The following is a 20,656-nucleotide window of genomic DNA, read 5'->3' as shown; positions in this document are numbered from 1 at the left end:
TGTGAGTTACTCCTAGTTCTGAATCAGTACTGTTCGTCTTCGACGTAGGACTGGTCCTCATCAGCGAGACCGGACTCGAATCCGGCGGGACTGTCCTTGAGGCTCAGGCCCAGCTCATTGAGCTTCGCCTTGACCTCGTCGATCGACTTCGAACCAAAGTTGCGGATATCCATGAGGTCGGCCTCGCTGCGAGCAACGAGCTCACCGACGGTGTGGATGCCTTCGCGCTTGAGGCAGTTGTAGGAGCGCACGGTCAGGTCCAGGTCTTCGATGGCCAGCGCCAGGTCGGCGGCCAGGGCCGCGTCCACAGGCGAGGGACCGATCTCGATGCCTTCGGCTTCGACGTTGAGCTCTCGCGCCAGGCCGAAGAGCTCGACCAGGGTCTTGCCCGCAGATGCGATCGCATCGCGGGGGGTCATCGAGGGCTTCGTCTCGACGTCGAGGACCAGACGGTCGAAGTCGGTGCGCTGCTCGACACGAGTGGCTTCGACCTTGTAGGTGACCTTGAGAACCGGAGAGTAGATCGAATCGACCGGGATCCGGCCGATCTCTGCATCAGCGTTCTTGTTCTGGGCGCTCGAGACATATCCGCGTCCGCGTTCGATGGTCAGCTCCATATCCAGACGGCCCTCACCATTCAGCGTGGCGATGTGCAGGTCCGGATTGTGGATCTCGACTCCGGCGGGAGCAGAGACATCGGCAGCGGTCACAGTGCCAGGGCCCTGCTTGCGCAGGTAGGCGACGACCGGTTCGTCGAACTCGGAGGACACGACCAGGGACTTCAGGTTGAGGATGAATTCGGTGACATCCTCCTTGACCCCTGGCACGGTGCTGAACTCGTGGAGAACTCCGTCGATCCGGATGGAGGTGACGCTGGCACCCGGAATCGAGGACAGCAGGGTCCGCCGAAGCGAGTTGCCGAGGGTGTAGCCGAATCCGGGCTCGAGCGGTTCGATGGCGAATCGTGAGCGATTGTCGGAGACGACTTCTTCCGTGAGCGTTGGGCGCTGTGCAATGAGCACGTGGGCTTCCTTTCAGCGAACATCCGCTATATGACGTTCGCACTGCACGTCATGGCGAGAAGCCATGAAGAACGGTTCGGGTTATCTGGGAATCCGTTCTGCGACCGATGCCGGGCCGAGGCCCGCCATCCGTTGCAGTTCCACGGAAGGATCAGCCGCGGCGGCGCTTGGGGGGACGGCAGCCGTTGAACGGAACCGGGGTGACATCCTGGATGGTGCCCAGTTCCAGACCGGCGGCCTGCAGCGAACGGATCGCGGTCTCGCGCCCCGAACCCGGTCCCTTGACGAACACGTCGACCTTCTTCAGGCCGTGTTCCTGCGCTCGGCGAGCGGCCGATTCCGCAGCCATCTGCGCGGCGTAAGGGGTCGACTTGCGCGAGCCCTTGAAGCCGACCTCGCCTGAGGAGGCCCAGGAGATGACAGCACCGGTCGGATCGGTGATCGACACGATCGTGTTGTTGAAGGTTGATTTGATGTGAGCCTGGCCGGCGACGATATTCTTCTTCAGCTTGCGGCGAGGCTTGCGCACTGTAGCGGCGCGTGACTTGGGAGGCATATGTTCCTACTCCTGATCGAGGTGGTCGGCCGCAGCCGACCGGGTGAGCGAGTTACTTCTTCTTACCGGCCACGGTGCGCTTGGGGCCCTTGCGGGTACGCGCATTCGTCTTGGTCCGCTGACCGCGAACCGGCAGACCGCGGCGGTGACGCAGGCCTTCATAGCTTCCGATCTCGACCTTGCGGCGGATATCGGCGGCCACCTCACGACGGAGGTCACCCTCAACCTGGAATGTGCCCTCGATGTAGTCACGCAGCTGGACGAGCTCTGCGTCGCTCAAGTCCTTCACACGGGTATCAGGGCTGATTCCCGTTTCGGTCAGGGTCTGGCGCGCACGGGTGCGGCCCACACCATAGATGTAAGTCAAGGCGACTTCCACGCGCTTTTCACGCGGGATGTCGACTCCGGCAAGTCGTGCCATAGGTACTGTCTCCTGTTGTTGTTTCGGAGGTGCTGATGCAAACCTGTCCCTGGTCTCCCAAGGTCTCCGGCCCCCGACCGGAGGTATCGTCCTGCGGGTGTCCACGGAAGTTCGCACTTCCCATGGAATCGACCGCAGATGGCGAGGTTTGCGCGGGTGTGGTGCTGCTGAAGCTCCTCAGCGGAGCTTCGATCTGCTCAGAACGAGCTGCTCAACCCTGGCGCTGCTTGTGGCGCGGGTTGGAGCAGATGACGATGACCCGACCGTGACGGCGGGTAATCTGGCAATTCTCGCAGATCTTCTTGACGCTGGGCTTAACCTTCATCGTTTTTCCTTCTTTCGGCCCTTGCCCGCATGGAGCAAGACGCGAATGATCGAAGATCCTTACTTGTAGCGGTAAACGATTCGTCCGCGCGAGAGATCGTATGGAGACAGCTCCACAATGACCCGGTCCTCGGGAAGGATGCGGATGTAATGCTGACGCATCTTTCCGGAGATATGCGCCAGCACCTTGTGCCCATTGCTCAGCTCGACCCGAAACGATGCGTTCGGCAGAGCCTCGACAACGGTGCCTTCGATCTCAATGACCCCTTCTTTTTTGGCCATATCGTTCGCTAACCTCGTATTCCCGCGAAACCTTCGCGTTCGACGTAATCGTGTATCACCGGCTCACTGTCGGTGACCCCTTGGACTGCAGACCTCGTCACCACATGAAAAGAAGTGGATGGCAGAAGCCGCCCACATCTGAAAAAGGGTGAGTTGAGTGAGAACAGACCAATCATCAACCTTACACTACGGACGAAGAATCTTCCACATGGTGCTCGCTTCCCGGGGTGAAGTCGCTTACAATCCACCCGCACCGCAACGGTCGGCTGTGTCGCCCGCGGTCCGGGCCGTCGCACATGAACGCCGAAGTCGCTGACACCCCAGCGCGGATGCCGCGACTGCTAGCGTGAGAGCAGCGTCTCCCCTCCTGCCGGGAGATGGGGTCGTCGACCGCGATCCGTCGAAATCATCAGCAGAGGAGAATGAGGATGTCCGAACTCGACGCCATCACCGAAGAGTCCCTCGTCACCAAGGGCGGGCGCAAGTGGTCGACCTTCCCCGGCTCGATCGGAGCCTTCATCGCGGAGATGGACTTCGGCGTGGCCCCAGCGGTCCGTCAGGCGATGCGAGAACTCGATGAGCACGACCTCTACGGTTATGCGCCCCACGCTCTGACAGCCGAGCTGAGGACTGCGACTGCCGACTTCTACGCAGATCGCTTCGGCTGGCGGATTCCGGACGACCACATCCAACCGGCCAGCGATGTCATCGCGGCCTTCTTGGGCGTGCTCACCCATCTCACACCAGCCGGGACGCCGATCGTCCTGCCCACCCCCGCATACATGCCGTTCTTCGACGTCGCGAGGACCACCGGTCGCGAACTCATCGAGGTGCCGATGCGGCGTACCGAGACCGGCTGGTCGTTGGATCTCGATGGGATCGCCGCCGCCCTCGTGCCCGGCGCCACGCTCGTCCTGTGCAATCCCCACAACCCGATCGGCAAGGTCTACTCCGAAGCCGAGCTGCTCGCCCTCGCCGACGTGGTCGAGGACGCAGGTGCCCGAGTGTTCTCCGACGAGATCCACGCTCCCGTCGTCTACGGTCCCGCCCGACACATCCCGTACGCCGCACTCACCGAGGCGACCGCCGCCCACACGGCCACCGCGACAGCGGCGTCGAAGGCCTTCAACATCCCGGGGCTCAAATGCGCCCAGCTCATCCTCACCGCACCCGACGATCGCGACCTCTGGACACAGAAGGGGCAGTTCGTCTCCGGCGCCGCGTCCAATCCCGGCATCCTTGCCACCACCGCCGCCTACACCCGTTCACGTGACTGGCTCACCGAGATCAACGGCTACCTCAAGGGCAACCGTGATCTGTTCACCGACCTCGTCGCGGACATGCTGCCCAAAGCAGTCTTTCTCCCACCGGAGGGCACCTATCTGGCCTGGCTGGATCTGCGCGGCTACGGTCTCGAATCGGGTCTGGCGGACCACATCAACTCCCGCGCCGAGGTGGCCGTGACCGAGGGTCGGCTGTGCGGTGAGGTCGGCGCTGGGCACATCCGATTCAACTTCGCGCTCCCCCGCCCCCTGCTCATCGAGGCAGTCGACCGGATCGCACGGATCCTCTGAAGGGATCGGAGGCACTGCCCCGGCGTGCGCGGACGTGTCCTCCCCTCCGTTCTTCGGGCTCAGCCCGCCGGCGGCACCGGCGTGATCCCGAAGGGCGACAGCCCGGCCGCTCCCCCATCCTCTGCGGTCAGCACCCAGACGCCGTCCACGTGGCGAGCCACACTGTGTTCCCAATGGCTCGCCCGCGAACCGTCGGCGGTGACCGCGGTCCAGTCATCATCGAGAGTGACCGTCTCACCACCGCCTCGAGTGAGCATCGGTTCGATTGCCAGGCACATGCCCGCCTTGATCTTCGGACCATTGGATCGTGCACGGTAGTTGAGCACCTCGGGTGCCATGTGCATGGCCGTGCCGATCCCGTGACCGGTGAATTCCTCGACCAGTCCCAGATGCGGAAAGCGTTCGGTCACGAAATCATCGATCGCGTCTCCGATGTCGCTCACTCGAGTTCCGATGGCGAATGCCGCGATGCCGGCCCACATGGCCTGCTCAGTGGCTGCGGACAGTTCACGGTCGGCCGCGCTGCCGGCATCGTCGCCGCCCACGATCATCGTCAGCGCAGAGTCGCCGTGGAACCCTTCGACGATGGCACCGCCGTCGATCGAGACGAGGTCGCCGGCTTCGAGCGTTCGGGGGCCGGGGATCCCGTGGACGATCTCCTCGTTCACCGAGATGCACACGACGGCCGGAAATCCCTGGTATCCCTTGAAGTTCGACCGAGCGCCGGCCGCGACGATGACGTGCTCTGCGGCTGCGGCCACCTCGGCGGTGGTGGCTCCTGGAACCGCCGCGGACCGGGCCGCTGCAAGCACTTGACGTGTCAGCTGCCCGGCCCGATGCATGACCTGAAGCTCGGCGGGAGTCTTCAGCTCGATCCGTGGTCCGAAGATCATCGAATGGCGGCGAGGATGCGCTCGGTGATGTCGTTGACTTCGCCGAGACCATCGACCTGGTGCAGCAGTCCGCGCCTGCGGTAGATATCGGTCAGAGGCTGGGTCTGCTCCTCGTAGACGTCGAGGCGGTGACGGATGACGTCTTCGCTGTCGTCGCTGCGCCCTTCTGTCTGTGCGCGGGTGAGCAGACGGGCGACGACTTCGTCGGTATCGGCTGTGAGTTCGACGACGTGTTCGATGGCCTTGCCTTCGGCCGCGAGCATGCGATCGAGCTCTTCGACCTGAGCACTGGTGCGCGGGTAGCCGTCGAGGAGGAAACCCTCTGCAGCGTCATCCTGGGCCAGACGGTCGGCGACCATCGAGTTGGTCACCTCGTCGGGCACGTATTCGCCGGCGTCCATGTAGCGCTTGGCGAGCCTGCCGAGTTCGGTCTCACCCTTGACGTTCGACCGGAAGATGTCTCCCGTGGAGATCGCCGGAACGCCGAGTGCCTCGGACAGACGGGCGGCCTGGGTGCCCTTGCCTGCCCCGGGCGGGCCGATCAGGATGATGCGTGAGCTCATGAGGTGTCCTTCCAATGTTCGTCCGCTGAACGTCAGCGTCCGGTCGTGATCAGCGCAGCAGTCCCTCGTAATGGCGCTGCTGCATCTGAGCGTCGATCTGCTTGACTGTCTCCAGCCCGACACCCACGACGATCAGCAGAGAAGTTCCGCCGAACGGGAAGTTCTGATTCGCGTTGATCAGCACCAGGGCGATCAGCGGGATCAGGGCGACGAAGGCCAGGTAGAGAGAGCCGGGGAAGTTGATGCGGCTGAGCACGAAGCTCAGGTAGTCGGCGGTGGGTCGACCGGCGCGGATGCCCGGGATGAATCCGCCGTACTTCTTCATGTTGTCGGCGACCTCTTCCGGATTGAAGGTGATCGCGACGTAGAAATAGGCGAAGAAGATCGTCAGCAGCGCGTAGACCGTGATGTAGATCGGATGATCCCCGCGGGTGAAGTAGGTGTTGATCCATTCGACCCATTTGGATTCGGGGTCGAAGAACTGGGAGATCAGACTCGGCAGATAGAGCACCGAGGAGGCGAAGATGACGGGGATGACGCCGGCCATGTTCACCTTGATCGGGATGTAGGTCGAGGTGCCGCCGAACATCCGTCGGCCTACCATGCGCTTGGCGTACTGGACCGGAACGCGTCGCTGCGACTGCTCGACGAAGACCACGAGGGCGACGAGCACGAGGCCCACGGCCATGACGATGAGGAAGATGTCGACGCCCTGCTCGCGGAAGATCGCGCCCAGCGAGGAGGGGAAGGCCGAAGCGACCGAGGTGAAGATCAGCAGGGACATACCGTTGCCGACGCCGTGTTCGGTGATCTGCTCGCCCAGCCACATGATCAGGCCCGTGCCTGCGGTCAGGGTGAGCACGAGGACCGTGATCCCCCACCAGGTGTCGTTGGCGATGAGGTCCTGGCAGCCTTCGACATTGCCGAAGAGCGCACCGGAGCGGACGGTGGCGACCAGTGTCGTCGAGTTGAGCACAGCCAGGCCGATCGTCAGGTAGCGCGTGTACTGCGTGAGCTTGGCCTGACCGGAGGCGCCCTCCTTATGCAGCGATTCGAAGCGCGGGATGACCACGCGCAGCAGCTGCACGATGATGCTGGCGGTGATGTAGGGCATGATGCCGAGAGCGAAGATCGACAGCTGCAGGAGCGCGCCGCCGCTGAAGAGGTTGATCATCGCGAATCCGCCCTCGTTGAGCTGAGGCGAAGCCACGCATTCCTGCACCTGGGTGTAATCGATGCCGGGGGAAGGAATGAACGAGCCGAGTCGGAAGATGACGAGAATGCCCAGGGTGAAGAGGAGTTTGTTCCTCAGGTCGGGCGTTCTGAAGGCCCTCCGGATTGCGCCGATCAAGCGTCCTCCTCGTTGGGGGATGGAAAGTCAGAGTCGTGGTCGCGACCTGGCGAATGAGACAAATACCTGCAAAAGACTATCAGGGTGAGGCCCCAAGGCCGAAACCGGTGAGCCCCGGTGGCGGCTGACGTTCATTCCCCTGATCGAGCATGCAGAAGGGGGCGGTCACCGCAGTGACCGCCCCCTCGAACCGTAGCCTGGGACCCGCAGTGCGGGAACTGATCAGGCTTCGGTGGCGCTTCCGCCTGCAGCCTTGATCTTCTCGGCTGCCGAGCCGGAGAACTTGTCTGCAGTGATGTTCAGGGCCACGGTGATCTCACCGGTGCCGAGAACCTTGACGGGCTGCTTCGCACGCACAGCACCCTTGGCCACGAGATCGGCGACGGTGACGTCTCCGCCCTCGGGGAACAGGGTGGACAGCTTGTCCAGGTTGACGACCTGGAACGTCACCTTGGCCGGGTTCTTGAACCCACGCAGCTTCGGCAGACGCATGTGCATCGGAGTCTGGCCGCCCTCGAAGCCGTGCGGAACCTGGTAACGGGCCTTCGTGCCCTTGGTTCCGCGACCGGCTGTCTTGCCCTTCGAAGCCTCACCACGACCGACACGGGTCTTGGCGGTCTTGGCTCCTGGGGCCGGACGGAGATCGTGCAGCTTCAGCGAGTCGTTGTTCGACATATCAATCGACCTCTTCCACAGTCACGAGGTGACGCACGGTATTGATCATTCCCCGGATCTCGGGACGATCATCCTGCACCACAACGTCGTTGATCCGCTTGAGACCGAGCGAACGCAGCGTGTCGCGCTGGCTCTGACGGCCCCCGATGGCGGACTTGCGCTGAGTAACCTTGAGCTTTGCCATCAGGACTTCGCCCCACTTTCAGCAGCTGCTCGCAGCAATGCATGCGGAGCAACCTCGTCGACGGGAAGGCCGCGGCGAGCCGCAACTTCCTCGGGACGTTCGAGGTTCTTCAGCGCAGTGATCGCAGCGTGCACGATGTTGATTGCGTTCGACGAACCGAGCGACTTCGACAGGATGTCCTGGACACCCGCAGCGTCGAGGACCGCGCGGACCGGTCCGCCGGCGATGACACCCGTACCGGGAGCGGCCGGACGCAGCAGGACGACGCCTGCGGCTTCCTCGCCCTGGACCGGGTGCGGGATGGTCTTCTGGATGCGCGGAACGCGGAAGAAGTTCTTCTTCGCTTCCTCGACACCCTTGGCGATGGCGGCAGGAACTTCCTTCGCCTTGCCGTATCCCATGCCGACCATGCCGTCGCCGTCTCCGACCACGACCAGAGCCGTGAAGGAGAAACGACGTCCGCCCTTGACGACCTTCGACACGCGGTTGATCGTCACGACATGTTCGATGAACTGGTTCTTGTCGTCACGGTCGCCGCGACCGCCGCGACCACGGCCTTCGCCGCGTCCGCGGCCCTGGCCGCTCTGACCACCCTGGCCGCGGCCACGGGAGGAGCGATCGCTGCTGTTGTCGTTGCGGGTCTCAGCAGTCGCCTGCTGTTCCTTGTTCTCTTCAGTGCTCATAGGGCCAATCCTCCTTCACGGGCACCTTCGGCGATTGCCTGCACACGGCCGTGGTAGGCATTGCCGCCACGGTCGAAGACGACGGCTTCGATACCGGCGTCCTTGGAGCGCTGGGCCACCAGCTCGCCCACTTTGCGGGCCTTGCCGGTCTTGTCGCCTTCGAATGTCCGCAGATCGGCTTCCATGGTGGAAGCCGAGACCAGGGTCTTGCCGACGGTGTCGTCGATGACCTGGACGAAGACGTGGCGCGTGGAACGAGTCACCGAGAGGCGAGGGCGCTCGGCCGTTCCGCTCACGTGCTTGCGCAGACGAGCGTGACGGCGCTTGCGAGCAGCTGCCCTGCCCTTGCCGTAGCTTTCCTTCTTGCCAAAGGCCATCTTTACTTACCAGCCTTTCCGACCTTGCGACGGACGATTTCGCCGGCATAGCGCACGCCCTTGCCCTTATAGGGCTCGGGACGGCGCAGATTCCGGATGTTGGCAGCGGTCTCACCGACCAGCTGCTTGTCGATTCCGTGAACGGCAACCTTCGTCTGGCCGTCGACGCTGAAGGAGATGCCCTCCGGCGGCTCGACGGTGATCGGGTGGCTGTAGCCGAGGGCGAATTCGAGGTTCGATCCCTTGGCCAGGACACGGTAACCGGTTCCGACGATCTCGAGGGCCTTGGAGTAGCCATCGGTCACACCGACGATCAGATTGTTGATGAGCGTGCGGGACAGTCCGTGCAGCGAGCGCGATTCGCGCTCTTCGTCCGGACGGGCCACTGTGATGACACCATCTTCGAGCGATACGGTGATCGGCTCCGGGATGGTGACGGACAGCTCACCCTTGGGTCCCTTGACGGCGACATCCTGGCCGTCGACCTTGACCTCGACGCCGCTGGGAACGGAGATCGGGTTCTTGCCAATACGTGACATCTTCTTCTCTCCTTCCTTACCAGACGTAGGCGAGGACTTCCCCACCCACACCCTTCTTGGCGGCCTGACGGTCCGTCAGGAGGCCTGACGAGGTCGACAGGATGGCGATGCCGAGTCCACCGAGGACCTTCGGCAGGTTCGTGGACTTCGCGTAGACGCGCAGCCCCGGCTTCGACACACGGCGCAGGCCGGCGATCGAACGTTCCCGGTTGGGTCCGAACTTGAGGTCGAGGAGCAGGGTCTTGCCGACCTCGGCGTCCTCGACGCTCCAGTCGGTGATGTAGCCCTCGATCTTCAGGATCTCGGCGATGTTCGACTTGAGCTTCGAGAACGGCATGCTGACGTCCTCGTGGTAAGCCGAGTTGGCGTTGCGCAGACGCGTAAGCATGTCTGCGACTGGATCAGTCATTGTCATTTGGGCACTTGCCCTTCCTCGTTACGGTTTCCGCCCACGTACCGTGCTTGGACCTGCAACGTAGCGATTATTTTGTCTTGAACGGGAACCCGAGGTGACGCAGCAGTGCACGTCCCTCGTCGTCGGTCTCCGCAGTGGTGACGACGGTGATATCCATACCGCGGACGCGGTCGATCCGGTCCTGATCGATCTCGTGGAACATCGACTGCTCCGTGAGACCGAAGGTGTAGTTACCGTTGCCGTCGAACTGACGATCCGAGAGTCCGCGGAAGTCACGGATACGCGGCAGCGCCAGAGAGATGACGCGGTCGATGAACTCCCACATCCGTGCTCCACGCATGGTCACGTGGGCGCCGATGGGCTGACCCTCGCGCAGCTTGAACTGAGCCACGGATTTGCGAGCCCGAGTCACGACCGGCTTCTGACCGGTGATCAGAGTCAGATCGTTGATGGCACCCTCGATGAGCTTGGAATCGCGTGCTGCGTCACCCACACCCATGTTCACGACGACCTTGGTCAGTCCGGGAACCTGCATGGGGTTGGCGTAGTTGAACTCTTCCTGCAGCTTCGCGATGATCTCTTCGCGGTAAACCTGCTTGAGACGCGGTGCGGGACGGCTGGTGGTTGTTTCCGTCATCAGATCTCCTCCCCGGTGCGACGCGAGTAGCGAACCCGAACGGTCTTGGTGCGGCCGTCGCGCTCGACGCTCTCCTCGCGGTATCCGACGCGGGTCGGCTTGTTGTCCTTGGGGTCAACGAGCGCAACGTTGGATACGTGGATGGGGGCTTCGTGGGTCTCACGGCCACCAGCGGTGCCGCCGGCCTGAGTCTGCGTAGCCTTCTTATGCTTGATCACGCGGTTGACGCCCTCGACGAGAACGCGGTTGCGCTCGGGGTAGACGGCAAGAACCTTGCCCTGCTTCCCACGATCGCCTCCACGCGAGGCCCGAGCGCCTGCGATCACCTGGACGAGGTCGCCCTTCTTGATCTTGAGCTTGTTCGCCATGCTCACAACACCTCCGGTGCCAGGGAGACGATCTTCATGAACTTCTTGTCGCGGAGTTCGCGTCCCACGGGCCCGAAGATGCGGGTTCCGCGCGGCTCCTCATCGTTCTTGAGAATGACAGCGGCATTCTCGTCGAACTTGATGTACGAGCCGTCGGGACGACGGCGTTCCTTGGCGGTGCGGACGATGACGGCCTTGACGACGTCGCCCTTCTTCACGTTTCCGCCGGGGATTGCGTCCTTGACGGTGGCCACGATGGTGTCACCGATCGAGGCATAGCGCCGACCGGAACCACCCAGGATCCTGATTGCCAGGATCTGCTTGGCGCCAGTGTTGTCGGCGACTTTGAGTCGCGACTCTTGCTGAATCACTATTTTCTCCTGTCGTCGCGCTGGTTCTCACGCCGAAACATGAGCCTTGCGGAACGGATTCATTGACATTTCACCCCGTTCCCGGTAGCCGCCCGTGACCTGCTGGAGGCCGCGGGCGGGACCGGGTGGGTGGGGTGGCGTTGGTTACTTGGCGCGTTCGATGATCTCGACGAGCCGCCAACGCTTCGCGGCCGAAAGCGGCCGCGTCTCGGCCACGAGGACGAAGTCGCCGATACCGGCGGTGTTCTCCTCATCGTGAACCTTGTACTTGACCGACTTGCGCATGACCTTGCCGTAGAGGCGGTGCTTCATGCGCTCCTCGACCTCGACGACGATGGTCTTGTCCATCTTGTCGGATACAACGTAACCACGTGCGGTCTTGCGGGTATTGCGCTCCGCAGCCGTGGACTCAGTGTTCGTGGTCTCCGCCATCACTTGCCCTCTTCCTTAGCATCAGCGGGATTCGGCCGGATCTCCAGCTCCCGCTCGTTGAGCACGGTGTAGATACGAGCGATGTCGCGACGCACGGCCTTGAGTCGACCGTGGCTCTCCAGCTGGCCGGTGGCCGACTGGAACCGCAGGTTGAACAGCTCGGCCTTCGCCTTCTTGAGCTCTTCGAGCAGACGCTCGTTGTCGAAACCGTCCAGTGCGTCGATGGAAAGGTTCTTCGAACCGATTGCCATTCTCACTCACCACCTTCGCGGGCCACGATACGGGCCTTCAGCGGAAGCTTGTGGATCGCAAGGCGCAGGGCCTCACGAGCAACTTCCTCGGACACACCGGCGAGTTCGAACATGACCCGACCCGGCTTGACATTGGCGATCCACCACTCCGGCGAACCCTTACCGGAACCCATGCGGGTCTCGGCAGGCTTCTTCGTCAGCGGGTGGTCGGGGTAGATGTTGATCCACACCTTGCCGCCGCGCTTGATGTAGCGCGTCATGGCAATACGTGCGGCCTCGATCTGCCGGTTGGTGATGTAGGCGGGCTCGAGAGCCTGGATGCCGTACTCACCGAAGGACACCGTCGTGCCTCCCTTGGCGGCGCCGCCCCGCTTGGGGTGGTGCTGCTTGCGGAATTTCACTCGACGAGGGATCAGCATGTCTCAGCCCTCCGATCCGGCCTCAGCCGCGGGGGCTTCGGCGCTGTTCTCAGTGTTACGGGCCTGGTCATTGCGGCGCGATGCGCCTTCCTGACCACGTCCGCGGCCACCCCGACCGCGCCCACGGCCGCGCGGGCCACGAGCAGCAGGAGCCTTGGCCTGCTCGGCGGCAAGCTCCTTGTCGGTCAGGTCGCCCTTGTAGATCCACACCTTGACGCCGATGCGCCCGAAAGTGGTGTGGGCTTCGTGGACGCCGAAATCGATGTTCGCCCGCAGCGTGTGCAGCGGCACACGACCTTCACGGTAGAACTCGGAACGGCTCATCTCAGCTCCACCGAGGCGGCCGGAGCACTGCACGCGGATGCCCTTGGCACCTGCACGCTGAGCGCTCTGGATCGCCTTGCGCATCGCACGGCGGAAGGCCACGCGGCTGGCAAGCTGCTCGGCAACGCCCTGAGCGACGAGCTGTGCGTCGACCTCGGGGTTCTTCACCTCAAGGATGTTGAGCTGAATCTGCTTGCCGGTGAGCTTCTCGAGCTGACCGCGGATGCGGTCGGCTTCGGCTCCACGACGTCCGATGACGATGCCCGGACGTGCGGTGTGGATGTCGACGCGGACACGGTCACGCGTGCGCTCGATGTTGACCTTGGAGATGCCGGCCCTTTCCAGACCGGTGTTCATCATCCTGCGGATCTTCACATCTTCGAGCACGTAGTCCTTGTAGCGCTGCCCCGGCTTCGTCGAGTCAGCGAACCACTTGGATTTGTGATCCGTGGTGATTCCGAGTCGGAATCCGTTCGGATTGATCTTCTGGCCCATTAACGGTTCCCCTTCCGGCTCTTGCGCTGAGGCAGGTCGTCACCGCTGGCCAGGACCACGGTCACGTGGCTGGTGCGCTTCTCGATGCGAAAAGCACGACCCTGGGCACGCGGACGGAACCGCTTCATGGTCGGCCCCTCATCCACGAAGGCTTCGGAGATGACCAGTTCGTTCTCGTCGAACGCAACGCCTTCCTCGTCGGCCCGGACACGCGCATTGGCGATGCCGGAGGCCACGAGCTTGTAAATCGGATCTGATGCCGACTGTTCTGCAAACTTCAACACTGCAAGTGCTTCGGTCGCCTGCTGACCACGAATGAGGTCGATGACGCGCCGAGCCTTGCGAGGCGTAACGCGCAGGTACCGCGCCTTAGCCTTGGCTTCCATCGCTTCCTTCTCTCTTATCTAGGATCGAAAGAGTGCCCCGCCTCAGCGGCGGCGACCCTTGCGATCGTCCTTTTCGTGGCCACGGAACGTCCGTGTCGGTGCGAACTCGCCGAGCTTGTGTCCGACCATCGACTCAGTGATGAAGACGGGGACATGCTTGCGTCCGTCATGTACTGCGATGGTGTGTCCCAGGAAGTCCGGGATGATCATCGAGCGACGAGACCATGTTTTGATGACATTTTTGGTGTTCTTCTCGTTCTGACGAGCCACCTTCTGGTACAGGTGTTCGTCGACGAAAGGACCCTTTTTGAGGCTACGAGGCATAAGTCAGTACTCCAATCAGCGCTTCTTGCCGGTCCGGCGACGGCGCACGATGTACTTGTCGCTCTCCTTGTTCGGCCGGCGTGTGCGGCCCTCCAACTGACCCCACGGGCTGACTGGGTGACGACCACCCGAAGTACGGCCCTCGCCACCGCCGTGCGGGTGGTCGATCGGGTTCATCACGACACCGCGCACGGATGGGCGCTTGCCCTTCCAACGCATGCGGCCTGCTTTGCCCCAGCTGATGTTCGACTGCTCGGCGTTGCCGACCTCGCCGACGGTGGCACGGCAGCGCGCATCGACGTTGCGGATTTCGCCCGAGGGCATCCGCAGCTGAGCGAAACGACCGTACTTCGCCACGAGCTGCACGGAGGAGCCGGCAGACCGGGCGATCTTGGCACCGCCACCGGGACGCATCTCGACTGCGTGCACCACGGTGCCGACTGGGATGTTGCGCAGGGCAAGGTTGTTGCCCGGCTTGATGTCTGCGCCCGGACCGGCTTCCACCTGCGCACCCTGCTTGAGGTTCTGCGGTGCGATGATGTAGCGCTTCTCTCCGTCTGCGTAATGCAGCAGAGCGATGCGAGCCGTGCGGTTCGGGTCGTATTCGATGTGAGCGACCTTCGCCGGAACGCCATCTTTGTCATGGCGGCGGAAGTCGATGACACGGTACTGACGCTTGTGACCGCCGCCCTGATGGCGAGTGGTCACGCGTCCCTGACTGTTGCGGCCGCCGTGCTTGGGCAGCGGACGCAGAAGCGACTTCTCCGGTGTAGACCGGGTCACTTCGACGAAGTCGGCGACCGACGAGCCACGGCGGCCCGGGGTCGTCGGCTTGTGCTTACGGATTCCCATGAGTCTTGTCCTTCTTTGACGAAGGATCGCTTAGAGCGATCCACCGAAGATGTCGATCGATCCGTCCTTGAGGGCGACGATGGCACGCTTGGTGTCCTTGCGCTTCCCCCAGCCGGTGCGGGTGCGGCGGCGCTTACCCTGACGATTCAGGGTGTTGACCTTGGCGACCTGCACATCGAAGATCGATTCAATGGCCTGCTTGATCTCGGTTTTGTTCGAGTCCTGGTCGACGAGGAAGGTGTACTTGCCCTCGTCCATCAGGCTGTAGGTCTTCTCCGAGACCACCGGAGCGACGATGATGTCGCGCGGATCCTTGAAGTTGAGACTCATGATGCGTCCTCCGATTTGCGGTTGCCGCTCAGGAACGACTGCAGCGCTGCCTCGGTGAACACGATGTCATCGGCGACCAGCACATCGTAGGTGTTGAGCTGATCGAAGGTGAGCACGTGGACGTGGGGCAGATTGCGCACGCTCAAGTAGTTGAGCTCGTCATCGCGGTCGAGCACCACGAGGGTGTTCTTGCGGTCGGACAGGCCGGCCAGAGCGGCCTTCGCCTGCTTGGTCGACGGCGCGTCGCCGGTGACCAGATTCTTCACAACGAAGACCTGATCGAGGCGTGCGCGATCGGACAGGGCACCGCGCAGGGCGGCAGCCTTCATCTTCTTCGGCGTCCGCTGCGAGTAGTCGCGCGGAACCGGTCCGTGCACGATTCCGCCGCCGTTGTACTGCGGAGCGCGGATCGAACCCTGACGGGCGTTGCCGGTTCCCTTCTGACGGTACGGCTTGCGACCGCCGCCGCGGACCTCGGAACGGGTCTTCGTCTTGTGCGTGCCCTGACGGGCCGCAGCCAGCTGTGCAACGACGACCTGGTGGATCAGCGGCACGTTGGCGGCCACGCCGAAGACCTCGGCGGGCAGCTCAACGGAGCCGGCTTTCGCACCAGCGGCGTCGATGACGTCGACTGTCTTGACATCAGTCATTGCGTTCAGGCCTCCTTCACGGCCGAGCGAACGAGGACGACTCCACCCTTGGGGCCGGGAACGGCGCCCTTGATGAGCAGGAAGTTGTTCTCGCCGTCCACGGCGTGGATCGTGAGGTTCTGGGTGGTGTGCTTGACAGCGCCCATACGGCCGGCCATGCGCATGCCCTTGAACACGCGACCAGGCGTCGCGGCTCCGCCGATCGAACCTGGCTTGCGGTGGTTGCGGTGCTGACCGTGGGAGGCACCGACACCGGCGAAGCCGTGACGCTTCATGACACCGGCTGTTCCCTTGCCCTTGGTCTTCGCGGTCACATCGACCTTGATTCCGGCCTCGAACGTGTCGACGCCGAGCTCCTGGCCGAGCTCGTAGTCAGCAGCGTCTGCGGTGCGCAGTTCGACGAGGTGACGACGTGGGGTCACGCCGGCCTTCTCGAAATGGCCTGCAGTCGGCTTGTTGACCTTGCGAGGATCGATCTCGCCGAACGCGATCTGCACAGCGGGATAACCGTCGGTCTCCTCGTTGCGGATCTGGGTCACGACGTTGTTCCCGGTGGCCACCACGGTCACCGGAACGAGGTTGTTCTGCTCATCCCATACCTGGGTCATCCCCAGCTTGGTCCCCAGAAGGCCCTTGACCTTGCGGGTGGTCGGGAGAGCCGCTGAACGAGTATTCGCCATTGCTGCCTCCCTTAGAGCTTGATCTCGATGTTGACGTCGTCGGCGAGGTCGAGACGCATGAGCGAATCGACGGCCTTCGGCGTCGGATCGACGATGTCGATCAGACGCTTGTGCGTGCGCATTTCGAAATGCTCACGGCTGTCCTTGTACTTGTGTGGCGAACGGATGACGCAGTACACGTTCTTCTCCGTCGGCAACGGCACGGGGCCCACAACAGTCGCACCTGCGCGAGTGACGGTGTCCACGATCTTGCGCGCGGCACTGTCAATCACAGCGTGGTCGTACGACTTGAGCCGAATGCGGATCTTCTGTCCCGCCATGGCGTCGTCTCTTTCTTTAGTTGCTTCCGGCCATCAACGTGCGGTCCGTCTGGGACGTCCGCCGTCTGTGCCGGCTGACCATGACCGACCCCCGAGGTCGGGCGTGTCGGCTGTTCCCGGCGGAGAATTTCTCACTTCTCCTCGAGTGCCGACGGCGCTTCTACTCAATGGCTGCTCGGTCCGAACCCGCAGAGTGCAGATTCATCGATCCGATAGTGTTTCGGGCTGTTCGCGGTATCACTACCGCAGTGCAGGGGTCAACGCCCAAAACGCAACCTGACCATCTTGTCACAGAGCACTCGAGCCGCGCAATTCCGGGCATGGCGCCTGTGAGGGATCTCTCAGCCGAACCCGGCGCCGTCGGACGCGTCCGACGGCGCAGCTCCAGCACCACCGGAAAGAAGCGGACGAGGCATCTGCCCCATCCGCGTATACGACAGGGGCCGCAATCCCGAAGGATTGCGGCCCCTGGCTGAAATGCTCAGTGAGTCAGATCAGGCGTTGATCTTGGTGACTCGACCGGCGCCGACGGTGCGACCGCCCTCGCGGATGGCGAAGCGCAGGCCGTCCTCCATGGCGATCGGCTGGATGAGCTCGACCGACATGTCGGTGTTGTCGCCGGGCATGACCATCTCGGTGCCCTCGGGCAGCGTGATGACGCCGGTGACGTCGGTGGTCCGGAAGTAGAACTGCGGACGGTAGTTCGAGTAGAACGGGTTGTGACGTCCGCCCTCGTCCTTGCTCAGGATGTAGACCTGGGCCTCGAACTTGGTGTGCGGGGTGATTGAACCCGGCTTCACGATGACCTGACCGCGCTCCACGTCCTCGCGCTTGGTGCCGCGCAGGAGCAGACCGACGTTCTCACCTGCACGAGCATCCGGCAGGGTCTTGCGGAACATCTCGATGGCGGTGACGGTCGTCTTCGACGACTTGTCCTTGATGCCGACGATCTCGATGTCGTCGTTCGGCAGAAGCACACCGCGCTCGACGCGACCGGTGACGACGGTTCCGCGACCGGTGATCGTGAAGACGTCCTCGACGGGCATGAGGAAGGGCTTGTCGACGTCGCGCTCCGGCTCGGGAACGTTGTCGTCGACGGCAGCCATGAGATCCTGCACGCTCTTGACCCACTTCTCGTCGCCTTCCAGCGCCTTGAGGGCCGAGACCGGGATGACCGGGGCGTTGTCGCCGTCGAAGTCCTGGCTCGAGAGCAGGTCACGGACTTCGAATTCGACGAGCTCGAGGAGCTCTTCGTCATCGACCATGTCGGACTTGTTCAGGGCGCAGACGATGTAGGGCACACCGACCTGACGCGCGAGCAGCACGTGCTCACGGGTCTGGGGCATCGGACCGTCAGTGGCGGCGACGACGAGGATGGCACCGTCCATCTGCGCCGCACCGGTGATCATGTTCTTCACGTAGTCGGCGTGGCCCGGGGCATCGACGTGAGCGTAGTGACGCTTCTCAGTCTGGTACTCAACGTGCGAGACGTTGATGGTGATGCCGCGCTCCTTCTCCTCAGGTGCATTGTCCACCTGGTCGAAGGCGCGAGCCTCGTTGAGATCCGGGTACTGATCCGCCAGGACCTTGGTGATCGCGGCGGTCAGGGTGGTCTTTCCGTGGTCAACGTGGCCAATGGTGCCGATGTTGACGTGCGGCTTAGTCCGTTCGAAACTAGCCTTTGCCACTGGGTTCCTCCTCGTGGTTGTCAAAAGATATGCGGTTCATATCTTAGACCTTTTGTTGGTTATCTTGCATTCCGGCGATCATGTTCTTGATCACCGGGGCGACCGGATTCCGGAGATTACTCTCCGCCGCGCACCTTCTGGATGATCTCCTCGGCAACAGTCTTCGGGACCTCCGCATAGCTGGAGAAGGTCATCGAGTACACCGCACGGCCCTGGGTCTTCGACCGCAGATCACCGATGTAGCCGAACATCTCCGACAGCGGGACCACAGCCTTGACGACCTTCACACCGGAAGCATCGTCCATGGACTGAATCTGGCCACGCCGGGAATTCAGGTCGCCGATGACGTCACCCATGTATTCCTCAGGGGTGCGCACCTCGACGTCCATGACCGGTTCGAGCAGAACCGGGTTCGCCTTCTTGACGGCCTCCTTGAAGACCATCGATCCGGCGATCTTGAATGCCATCTCCGAGGAGTCGACGTCGTGGTAGGCGCCATCGACCAGTGTGGCCTTGACACCGACCAGCGGATAGCCGGCCAGAGTGCCAAGCTGCATGGCGTCCTGGATTCCGGCGTCGACGCTCGGAATGTACTCGCGCGGAACACGCCCGCCCGTGATGGCATTCTCGAACTCGTAAATCGTATCGCCTTCGACCTCGAGAGGCTCGAAGGTGACCTGGACCTTCGCGAACTGTCCCGATCCACCCGTCTGCTTCTTATGGGTGTAATCGTACTTCTCGACAGTGCGACGGATGGTCTCGCGGTAGGCGACCTGCGGCTTGCCCACGTTCGCCTCGACCTTGAACTCGCGACGCATGCGGTCGACGAGGATGTCGAGGTGCAGTTCGCCCATTCCGCGGATGACCGTCTGACCGGTCTCCTCGTCGAGCTCGACCTGGTAGGTCGGGTCTTCCTTGACGAACTTCTGGATGGCTGCGGACAGCTTCTCCTGGTCGCTCTTGGTCTTCGGCTCGATGGCCACGGAGATCACCGGCTCCGGGAACGTCATCGACTCGAGTGCGATGGGGTTCGCCGGATCGCTGAGCGTGTCACCCGTCGTCGTGTCCTTGAGACCGATGAAGGCGTAGATGTGGCCGGCGAAGGCCTCTTCCACCGGGTTCTCCTTGTTGGAGTGCATCTGGAAGAGCTTGCCGACGCGCTCCTTCTTGCCCGAGCTGGTGTTGAGCACCTGGTCGCCGGACTTCACATGACCGGAGTACACGCGGACATAGGTCAGCGAGCCGAAGAACGGGTGCGTGGAGACCTTGAACGCCAGGGCTGAGAACGGCTCGTCCTTCGCAGGCTTGCGCGTGAGCTCTTCTTCGTCGTTGCTCGGGTTGTGTCCGATCATCGGAGGCACATCGAGCGGCGAGGGCAGGTAGTCGATGACCGCGTTGAGCATGGGCTGGACACCCTTGTTCTTGTACGCGGAACCGCACATCACGGGGAACGCCTCGGACTTGATGACCAGTTCGCGGATTCCGCTCTTGATCTCAGCAGTCGTGAGCTCTTCGCCCTCGAGGTACTTCTCCATGAGCTCTTCCGAGTTCTCGGCGACGTCCTCGACCAGCTGTGCCCGGTATTCGACGGCACGTTCCTTGAGATCCTCGGGGATCTCGATCTCCGTCATGTCCTGACCCATCTTGGACTCATCCGGCCAGACGTAGGCCTTCATGTCCAGCAGGTCGACGACACCGGCGAATTCGCTCTCGGCTCCGATCGGCAGCTGGATGACCAGCGGCTTGGCTCCGAGGCGGTCCTTGATGGTCTGGACGGTGAAGTAGAAGTCAGCACCGAGCTTGTCCATCTTGTTGACGAAGCAGACGCGCGGGACGTCGTACTTGTCGGCCTGACGCCACACGGTCTCGGACTGGGGCTCGACGCCCTCCTTGCCGTCGAACACGGCAACGGCACCGTCGAGGACGCGCAGCGAGCGCTCGACCTCGACCGTGAAGTCGACGTGACCGGGGGTGTCGATGATGTTGATCTGGTTGTCGTGCCAGTAGCAGGTGGTCGCGGCCGAGGTGATCGTGATGCCGCGTTCCTTCTCCTGCGCCATCCAGTCCATCGTGCCGGCGCCATCGTGGGTCTCGCCCATCTTGTAGTTCACGCCGGTGTAGAAGAGGATGCGTTCGGTCGTGGTTGTCTTACCGGCATCGATGTGGGCCATGATGCCGATATTGCGGACCTTGTTCAGGTCGGTGAGCACGTCAAGTGCCACGGTGTCTCTCTCTCAATCGATGATTTGCTCGACTCCCCCGGCTGACCG

31 protein-coding genes are annotated in these 20,656 nt (G+C 62.7%); 1 reads left to right on the top strand and 30 read right to left on the bottom strand.

Annotation, left to right across the window (positions count from 1 at the left end):
* Window positions 1-23 precede the first annotated feature (23 nt).
* The 5 genes from IHE57_RS08355 to infA form a co-directional block, all read right to left on the bottom strand.
* The gene (locus IHE57_RS08355; RefSeq protein ID WP_209325753.1) at window positions 24-1,022 is read right to left on the bottom strand and encodes a DNA-directed RNA polymerase subunit alpha; all 999 of its coding nucleotides are present in this window, start codon (window positions 1,020-1,022) and stop codon (window positions 24-26) included.
* A gap of 151 nt (window positions 1,023-1,173) precedes the next feature.
* Entirely contained in the window at window positions 1,174-1,578 is a 405-nt protein-coding gene (gene rpsK / locus IHE57_RS08350; RefSeq protein WP_209325754.1) for a 30S ribosomal protein S11, read from the bottom strand.
* Between the two features lie 52 nt (window positions 1,579-1,630).
* Complete coding sequence (gene rpsM / locus IHE57_RS08345; RefSeq protein ID WP_025777905.1) at window positions 1,631-1,999, bottom strand: 30S ribosomal protein S13; 369 nt, start codon at window positions 1,997-1,999, stop codon at window positions 1,631-1,633.
* 211 nt (window positions 2,000-2,210) lie between these two features.
* Window positions 2,211-2,324 carry a 50S ribosomal protein L36 gene (rpmJ, locus tag IHE57_RS08340; RefSeq protein WP_009884960.1) on the bottom strand — a complete coding sequence of 38 codons (114 nt, stop codon included), beginning with the start codon at window positions 2,322-2,324 and terminating at the stop codon, window positions 2,211-2,213.
* A gap of 59 nt (window positions 2,325-2,383) precedes the next feature.
* A complete protein-coding gene (gene infA, locus IHE57_RS08335) occupies window positions 2,384-2,605 on the bottom strand; it encodes a translation initiation factor IF-1 (protein ID WP_009379245.1) in 222 nt (73 codons plus the stop codon).
* 428 nt (window positions 2,606-3,033) lie between these two features.
* On the opposite strand from infA, the gene IHE57_RS08330 reads away from it, so the two are divergent.
* Window positions 3,034-4,179, top strand: a complete 1,146-nt coding sequence (locus tag IHE57_RS08330; RefSeq protein WP_209325755.1) for a MalY/PatB family protein — start codon at window positions 3,034-3,036, stop codon at window positions 4,177-4,179.
* Window positions 4,180-4,238: 59 nt separating this feature from the next.
* On the opposite strand, the gene map is transcribed toward IHE57_RS08330, so the two are convergent.
* The 25 genes from map to fusA form a co-directional block, all read right to left on the bottom strand.
* The gene (map, locus tag IHE57_RS08325) at window positions 4,239-5,072 is read right to left on the bottom strand and encodes a type I methionyl aminopeptidase (RefSeq protein ID WP_209372362.1); all 834 of its coding nucleotides are present in this window, start codon (window positions 5,070-5,072) and stop codon (window positions 4,239-4,241) included.
* Window positions 5,069-5,635 carry an adenylate kinase gene (locus IHE57_RS08320; RefSeq protein WP_209325757.1) on the bottom strand — a complete coding sequence of 189 codons (567 nt, stop codon included), beginning with the start codon at window positions 5,633-5,635 and terminating at the stop codon, window positions 5,069-5,071. The genes map and IHE57_RS08320 overlap by 4 nt, the downstream gene beginning before the upstream one ends.
* Before the next feature lie 49 nt (window positions 5,636-5,684).
* Window positions 5,685-6,986 carry a preprotein translocase subunit SecY gene (gene secY, locus IHE57_RS08315; RefSeq protein WP_209325758.1) on the bottom strand — a complete coding sequence of 434 codons (1,302 nt, stop codon included), beginning with the start codon at window positions 6,984-6,986 and terminating at the stop codon, window positions 5,685-5,687.
* Window positions 6,987-7,208: 222 nt separating this feature from the next.
* Window positions 7,209-7,661 (bottom strand): 50S ribosomal protein L15, encoded by a 453-nt coding sequence (gene rplO, locus IHE57_RS08310; protein ID WP_209325759.1) that lies wholly within the window; start codon window positions 7,659-7,661, stop codon window positions 7,209-7,211.
* 1 nt (window position 7,662) lies between these two features.
* Complete coding sequence (gene rpmD, locus IHE57_RS08305; protein ID WP_209325760.1) at window positions 7,663-7,845, bottom strand: 50S ribosomal protein L30; 183 nt, start codon at window positions 7,843-7,845, stop codon at window positions 7,663-7,665.
* On the bottom strand, window positions 7,845-8,528 hold the full coding sequence (gene rpsE / locus IHE57_RS08300; RefSeq protein ID WP_216629780.1) for a 30S ribosomal protein S5: 684 nt from the start codon (window positions 8,526-8,528) through the stop codon (window positions 7,845-7,847). Before rpsE ends, rpmD begins: the two co-directional genes overlap by 1 nt.
* Window positions 8,525-8,905: a 50S ribosomal protein L18 gene (gene rplR / locus IHE57_RS08295; RefSeq protein ID WP_209325761.1), complete on the bottom strand. Its 381-nt coding sequence runs from the start codon at window positions 8,903-8,905 to the stop codon at window positions 8,525-8,527. Before rplR ends, rpsE begins: the two co-directional genes overlap by 4 nt.
* Before the next feature lie 2 nt (window positions 8,906-8,907).
* Complete coding sequence (gene rplF / locus IHE57_RS08290) at window positions 8,908-9,444, bottom strand: 50S ribosomal protein L6 (RefSeq protein ID WP_209325762.1); 537 nt, start codon at window positions 9,442-9,444, stop codon at window positions 8,908-8,910.
* A gap of 16 nt (window positions 9,445-9,460) precedes the next feature.
* Window positions 9,461-9,859 carry a 30S ribosomal protein S8 gene (rpsH, locus tag IHE57_RS08285; protein ID WP_209325763.1) on the bottom strand — a complete coding sequence of 133 codons (399 nt, stop codon included), beginning with the start codon at window positions 9,857-9,859 and terminating at the stop codon, window positions 9,461-9,463.
* Between the two features lie 67 nt (window positions 9,860-9,926).
* Window positions 9,927-10,496 carry a 50S ribosomal protein L5 gene (rplE, locus tag IHE57_RS08280; RefSeq protein WP_209325764.1) on the bottom strand — a complete coding sequence of 190 codons (570 nt, stop codon included), beginning with the start codon at window positions 10,494-10,496 and terminating at the stop codon, window positions 9,927-9,929.
* Entirely contained in the window at window positions 10,496-10,864 is a 369-nt protein-coding gene (gene rplX, locus IHE57_RS08275) for a 50S ribosomal protein L24 (protein ID WP_166970657.1), read from the bottom strand. Before rplX ends, rplE begins: the two co-directional genes overlap by 1 nt.
* A 2-nt stretch (window positions 10,865-10,866) precedes the next feature.
* Window positions 10,867-11,235 carry a 50S ribosomal protein L14 gene (gene rplN, locus IHE57_RS08270; protein ID WP_025777921.1) on the bottom strand — a complete coding sequence of 123 codons (369 nt, stop codon included), beginning with the start codon at window positions 11,233-11,235 and terminating at the stop codon, window positions 10,867-10,869.
* A 144-nt stretch (window positions 11,236-11,379) separates the two neighbouring features.
* A complete protein-coding gene (gene rpsQ, locus IHE57_RS08265; protein WP_209325765.1) occupies window positions 11,380-11,667 on the bottom strand; it encodes a 30S ribosomal protein S17 in 288 nt (95 codons plus the stop codon).
* Complete coding sequence (gene rpmC, locus IHE57_RS08260; RefSeq protein WP_246475954.1) at window positions 11,667-11,918, bottom strand: 50S ribosomal protein L29; 252 nt, start codon at window positions 11,916-11,918, stop codon at window positions 11,667-11,669. Before rpmC ends, rpsQ begins: the two co-directional genes overlap by 1 nt.
* Before the next feature lie 2 nt (window positions 11,919-11,920).
* Window positions 11,921-12,337, bottom strand: coding sequence for a 50S ribosomal protein L16 (rplP, locus tag IHE57_RS08255; RefSeq protein WP_209325766.1), 417 nt, complete (start codon window positions 12,335-12,337; stop codon window positions 11,921-11,923).
* 3 nt (window positions 12,338-12,340) lie between these two features.
* Complete coding sequence (gene rpsC, locus IHE57_RS08250) at window positions 12,341-13,156, bottom strand: 30S ribosomal protein S3 (protein ID WP_209325767.1); 816 nt, start codon at window positions 13,154-13,156, stop codon at window positions 12,341-12,343.
* Window positions 13,156-13,542, bottom strand: coding sequence for a 50S ribosomal protein L22 (gene rplV / locus IHE57_RS08245; protein ID WP_025777926.1), 387 nt, complete (start codon window positions 13,540-13,542; stop codon window positions 13,156-13,158). The genes rpsC and rplV overlap by 1 nt, the downstream gene beginning before the upstream one ends.
* A 42-nt stretch (window positions 13,543-13,584) precedes the next feature.
* The gene (gene rpsS / locus IHE57_RS08240; protein ID WP_135537125.1) at window positions 13,585-13,866 is read right to left on the bottom strand and encodes a 30S ribosomal protein S19; all 282 of its coding nucleotides are present in this window, start codon (window positions 13,864-13,866) and stop codon (window positions 13,585-13,587) included.
* Between the two features lie 15 nt (window positions 13,867-13,881).
* Entirely contained in the window at window positions 13,882-14,718 is an 837-nt protein-coding gene (gene rplB, locus IHE57_RS08235; RefSeq protein ID WP_209325768.1) for a 50S ribosomal protein L2, read from the bottom strand.
* A gap of 30 nt (window positions 14,719-14,748) precedes the next feature.
* Window positions 14,749-15,048 carry a 50S ribosomal protein L23 gene (gene rplW, locus IHE57_RS08230; RefSeq protein ID WP_209325769.1) on the bottom strand — a complete coding sequence of 100 codons (300 nt, stop codon included), beginning with the start codon at window positions 15,046-15,048 and terminating at the stop codon, window positions 14,749-14,751.
* Window positions 15,045-15,698, bottom strand: a complete 654-nt coding sequence (rplD, locus tag IHE57_RS08225) for a 50S ribosomal protein L4 (protein ID WP_209325770.1) — start codon at window positions 15,696-15,698, stop codon at window positions 15,045-15,047. Before rplD ends, rplW begins: the two co-directional genes overlap by 4 nt.
* Window positions 15,699-15,703: 5 nt before the next feature.
* Window positions 15,704-16,378 carry a 50S ribosomal protein L3 gene (rplC, locus tag IHE57_RS08220; RefSeq protein ID WP_209325771.1) on the bottom strand — a complete coding sequence of 225 codons (675 nt, stop codon included), beginning with the start codon at window positions 16,376-16,378 and terminating at the stop codon, window positions 15,704-15,706.
* Window positions 16,379-16,389: 11 nt separating this feature from the next.
* On the bottom strand, window positions 16,390-16,698 hold the full coding sequence (gene rpsJ, locus IHE57_RS08215) for a 30S ribosomal protein S10 (RefSeq protein ID WP_009379191.1): 309 nt from the start codon (window positions 16,696-16,698) through the stop codon (window positions 16,390-16,392).
* A 494-nt stretch (window positions 16,699-17,192) separates the two neighbouring features.
* The gene (gene tuf / locus IHE57_RS08210; protein ID WP_209325772.1) at window positions 17,193-18,386 is read right to left on the bottom strand and encodes an elongation factor Tu; all 1,194 of its coding nucleotides are present in this window, start codon (window positions 18,384-18,386) and stop codon (window positions 17,193-17,195) included.
* A gap of 116 nt (window positions 18,387-18,502) precedes the next feature.
* Complete coding sequence (fusA, locus tag IHE57_RS08205) at window positions 18,503-20,608, bottom strand: elongation factor G (RefSeq protein WP_209325773.1); 2,106 nt, start codon at window positions 20,606-20,608, stop codon at window positions 18,503-18,505.
* Window positions 20,609-20,656 lie beyond the last annotated feature (48 nt).

Source organism: Brevibacterium renqingii, assembly GCF_017808105.1.
Classification (GTDB): Bacteria; Actinomycetota; Actinomycetes; order Actinomycetales; family Brevibacteriaceae; genus Brevibacterium; species Brevibacterium renqingii.
Note: the sequence above shows the minus strand (reverse complement) of the source record. Positions and strands in the feature narration are given on the sequence as shown.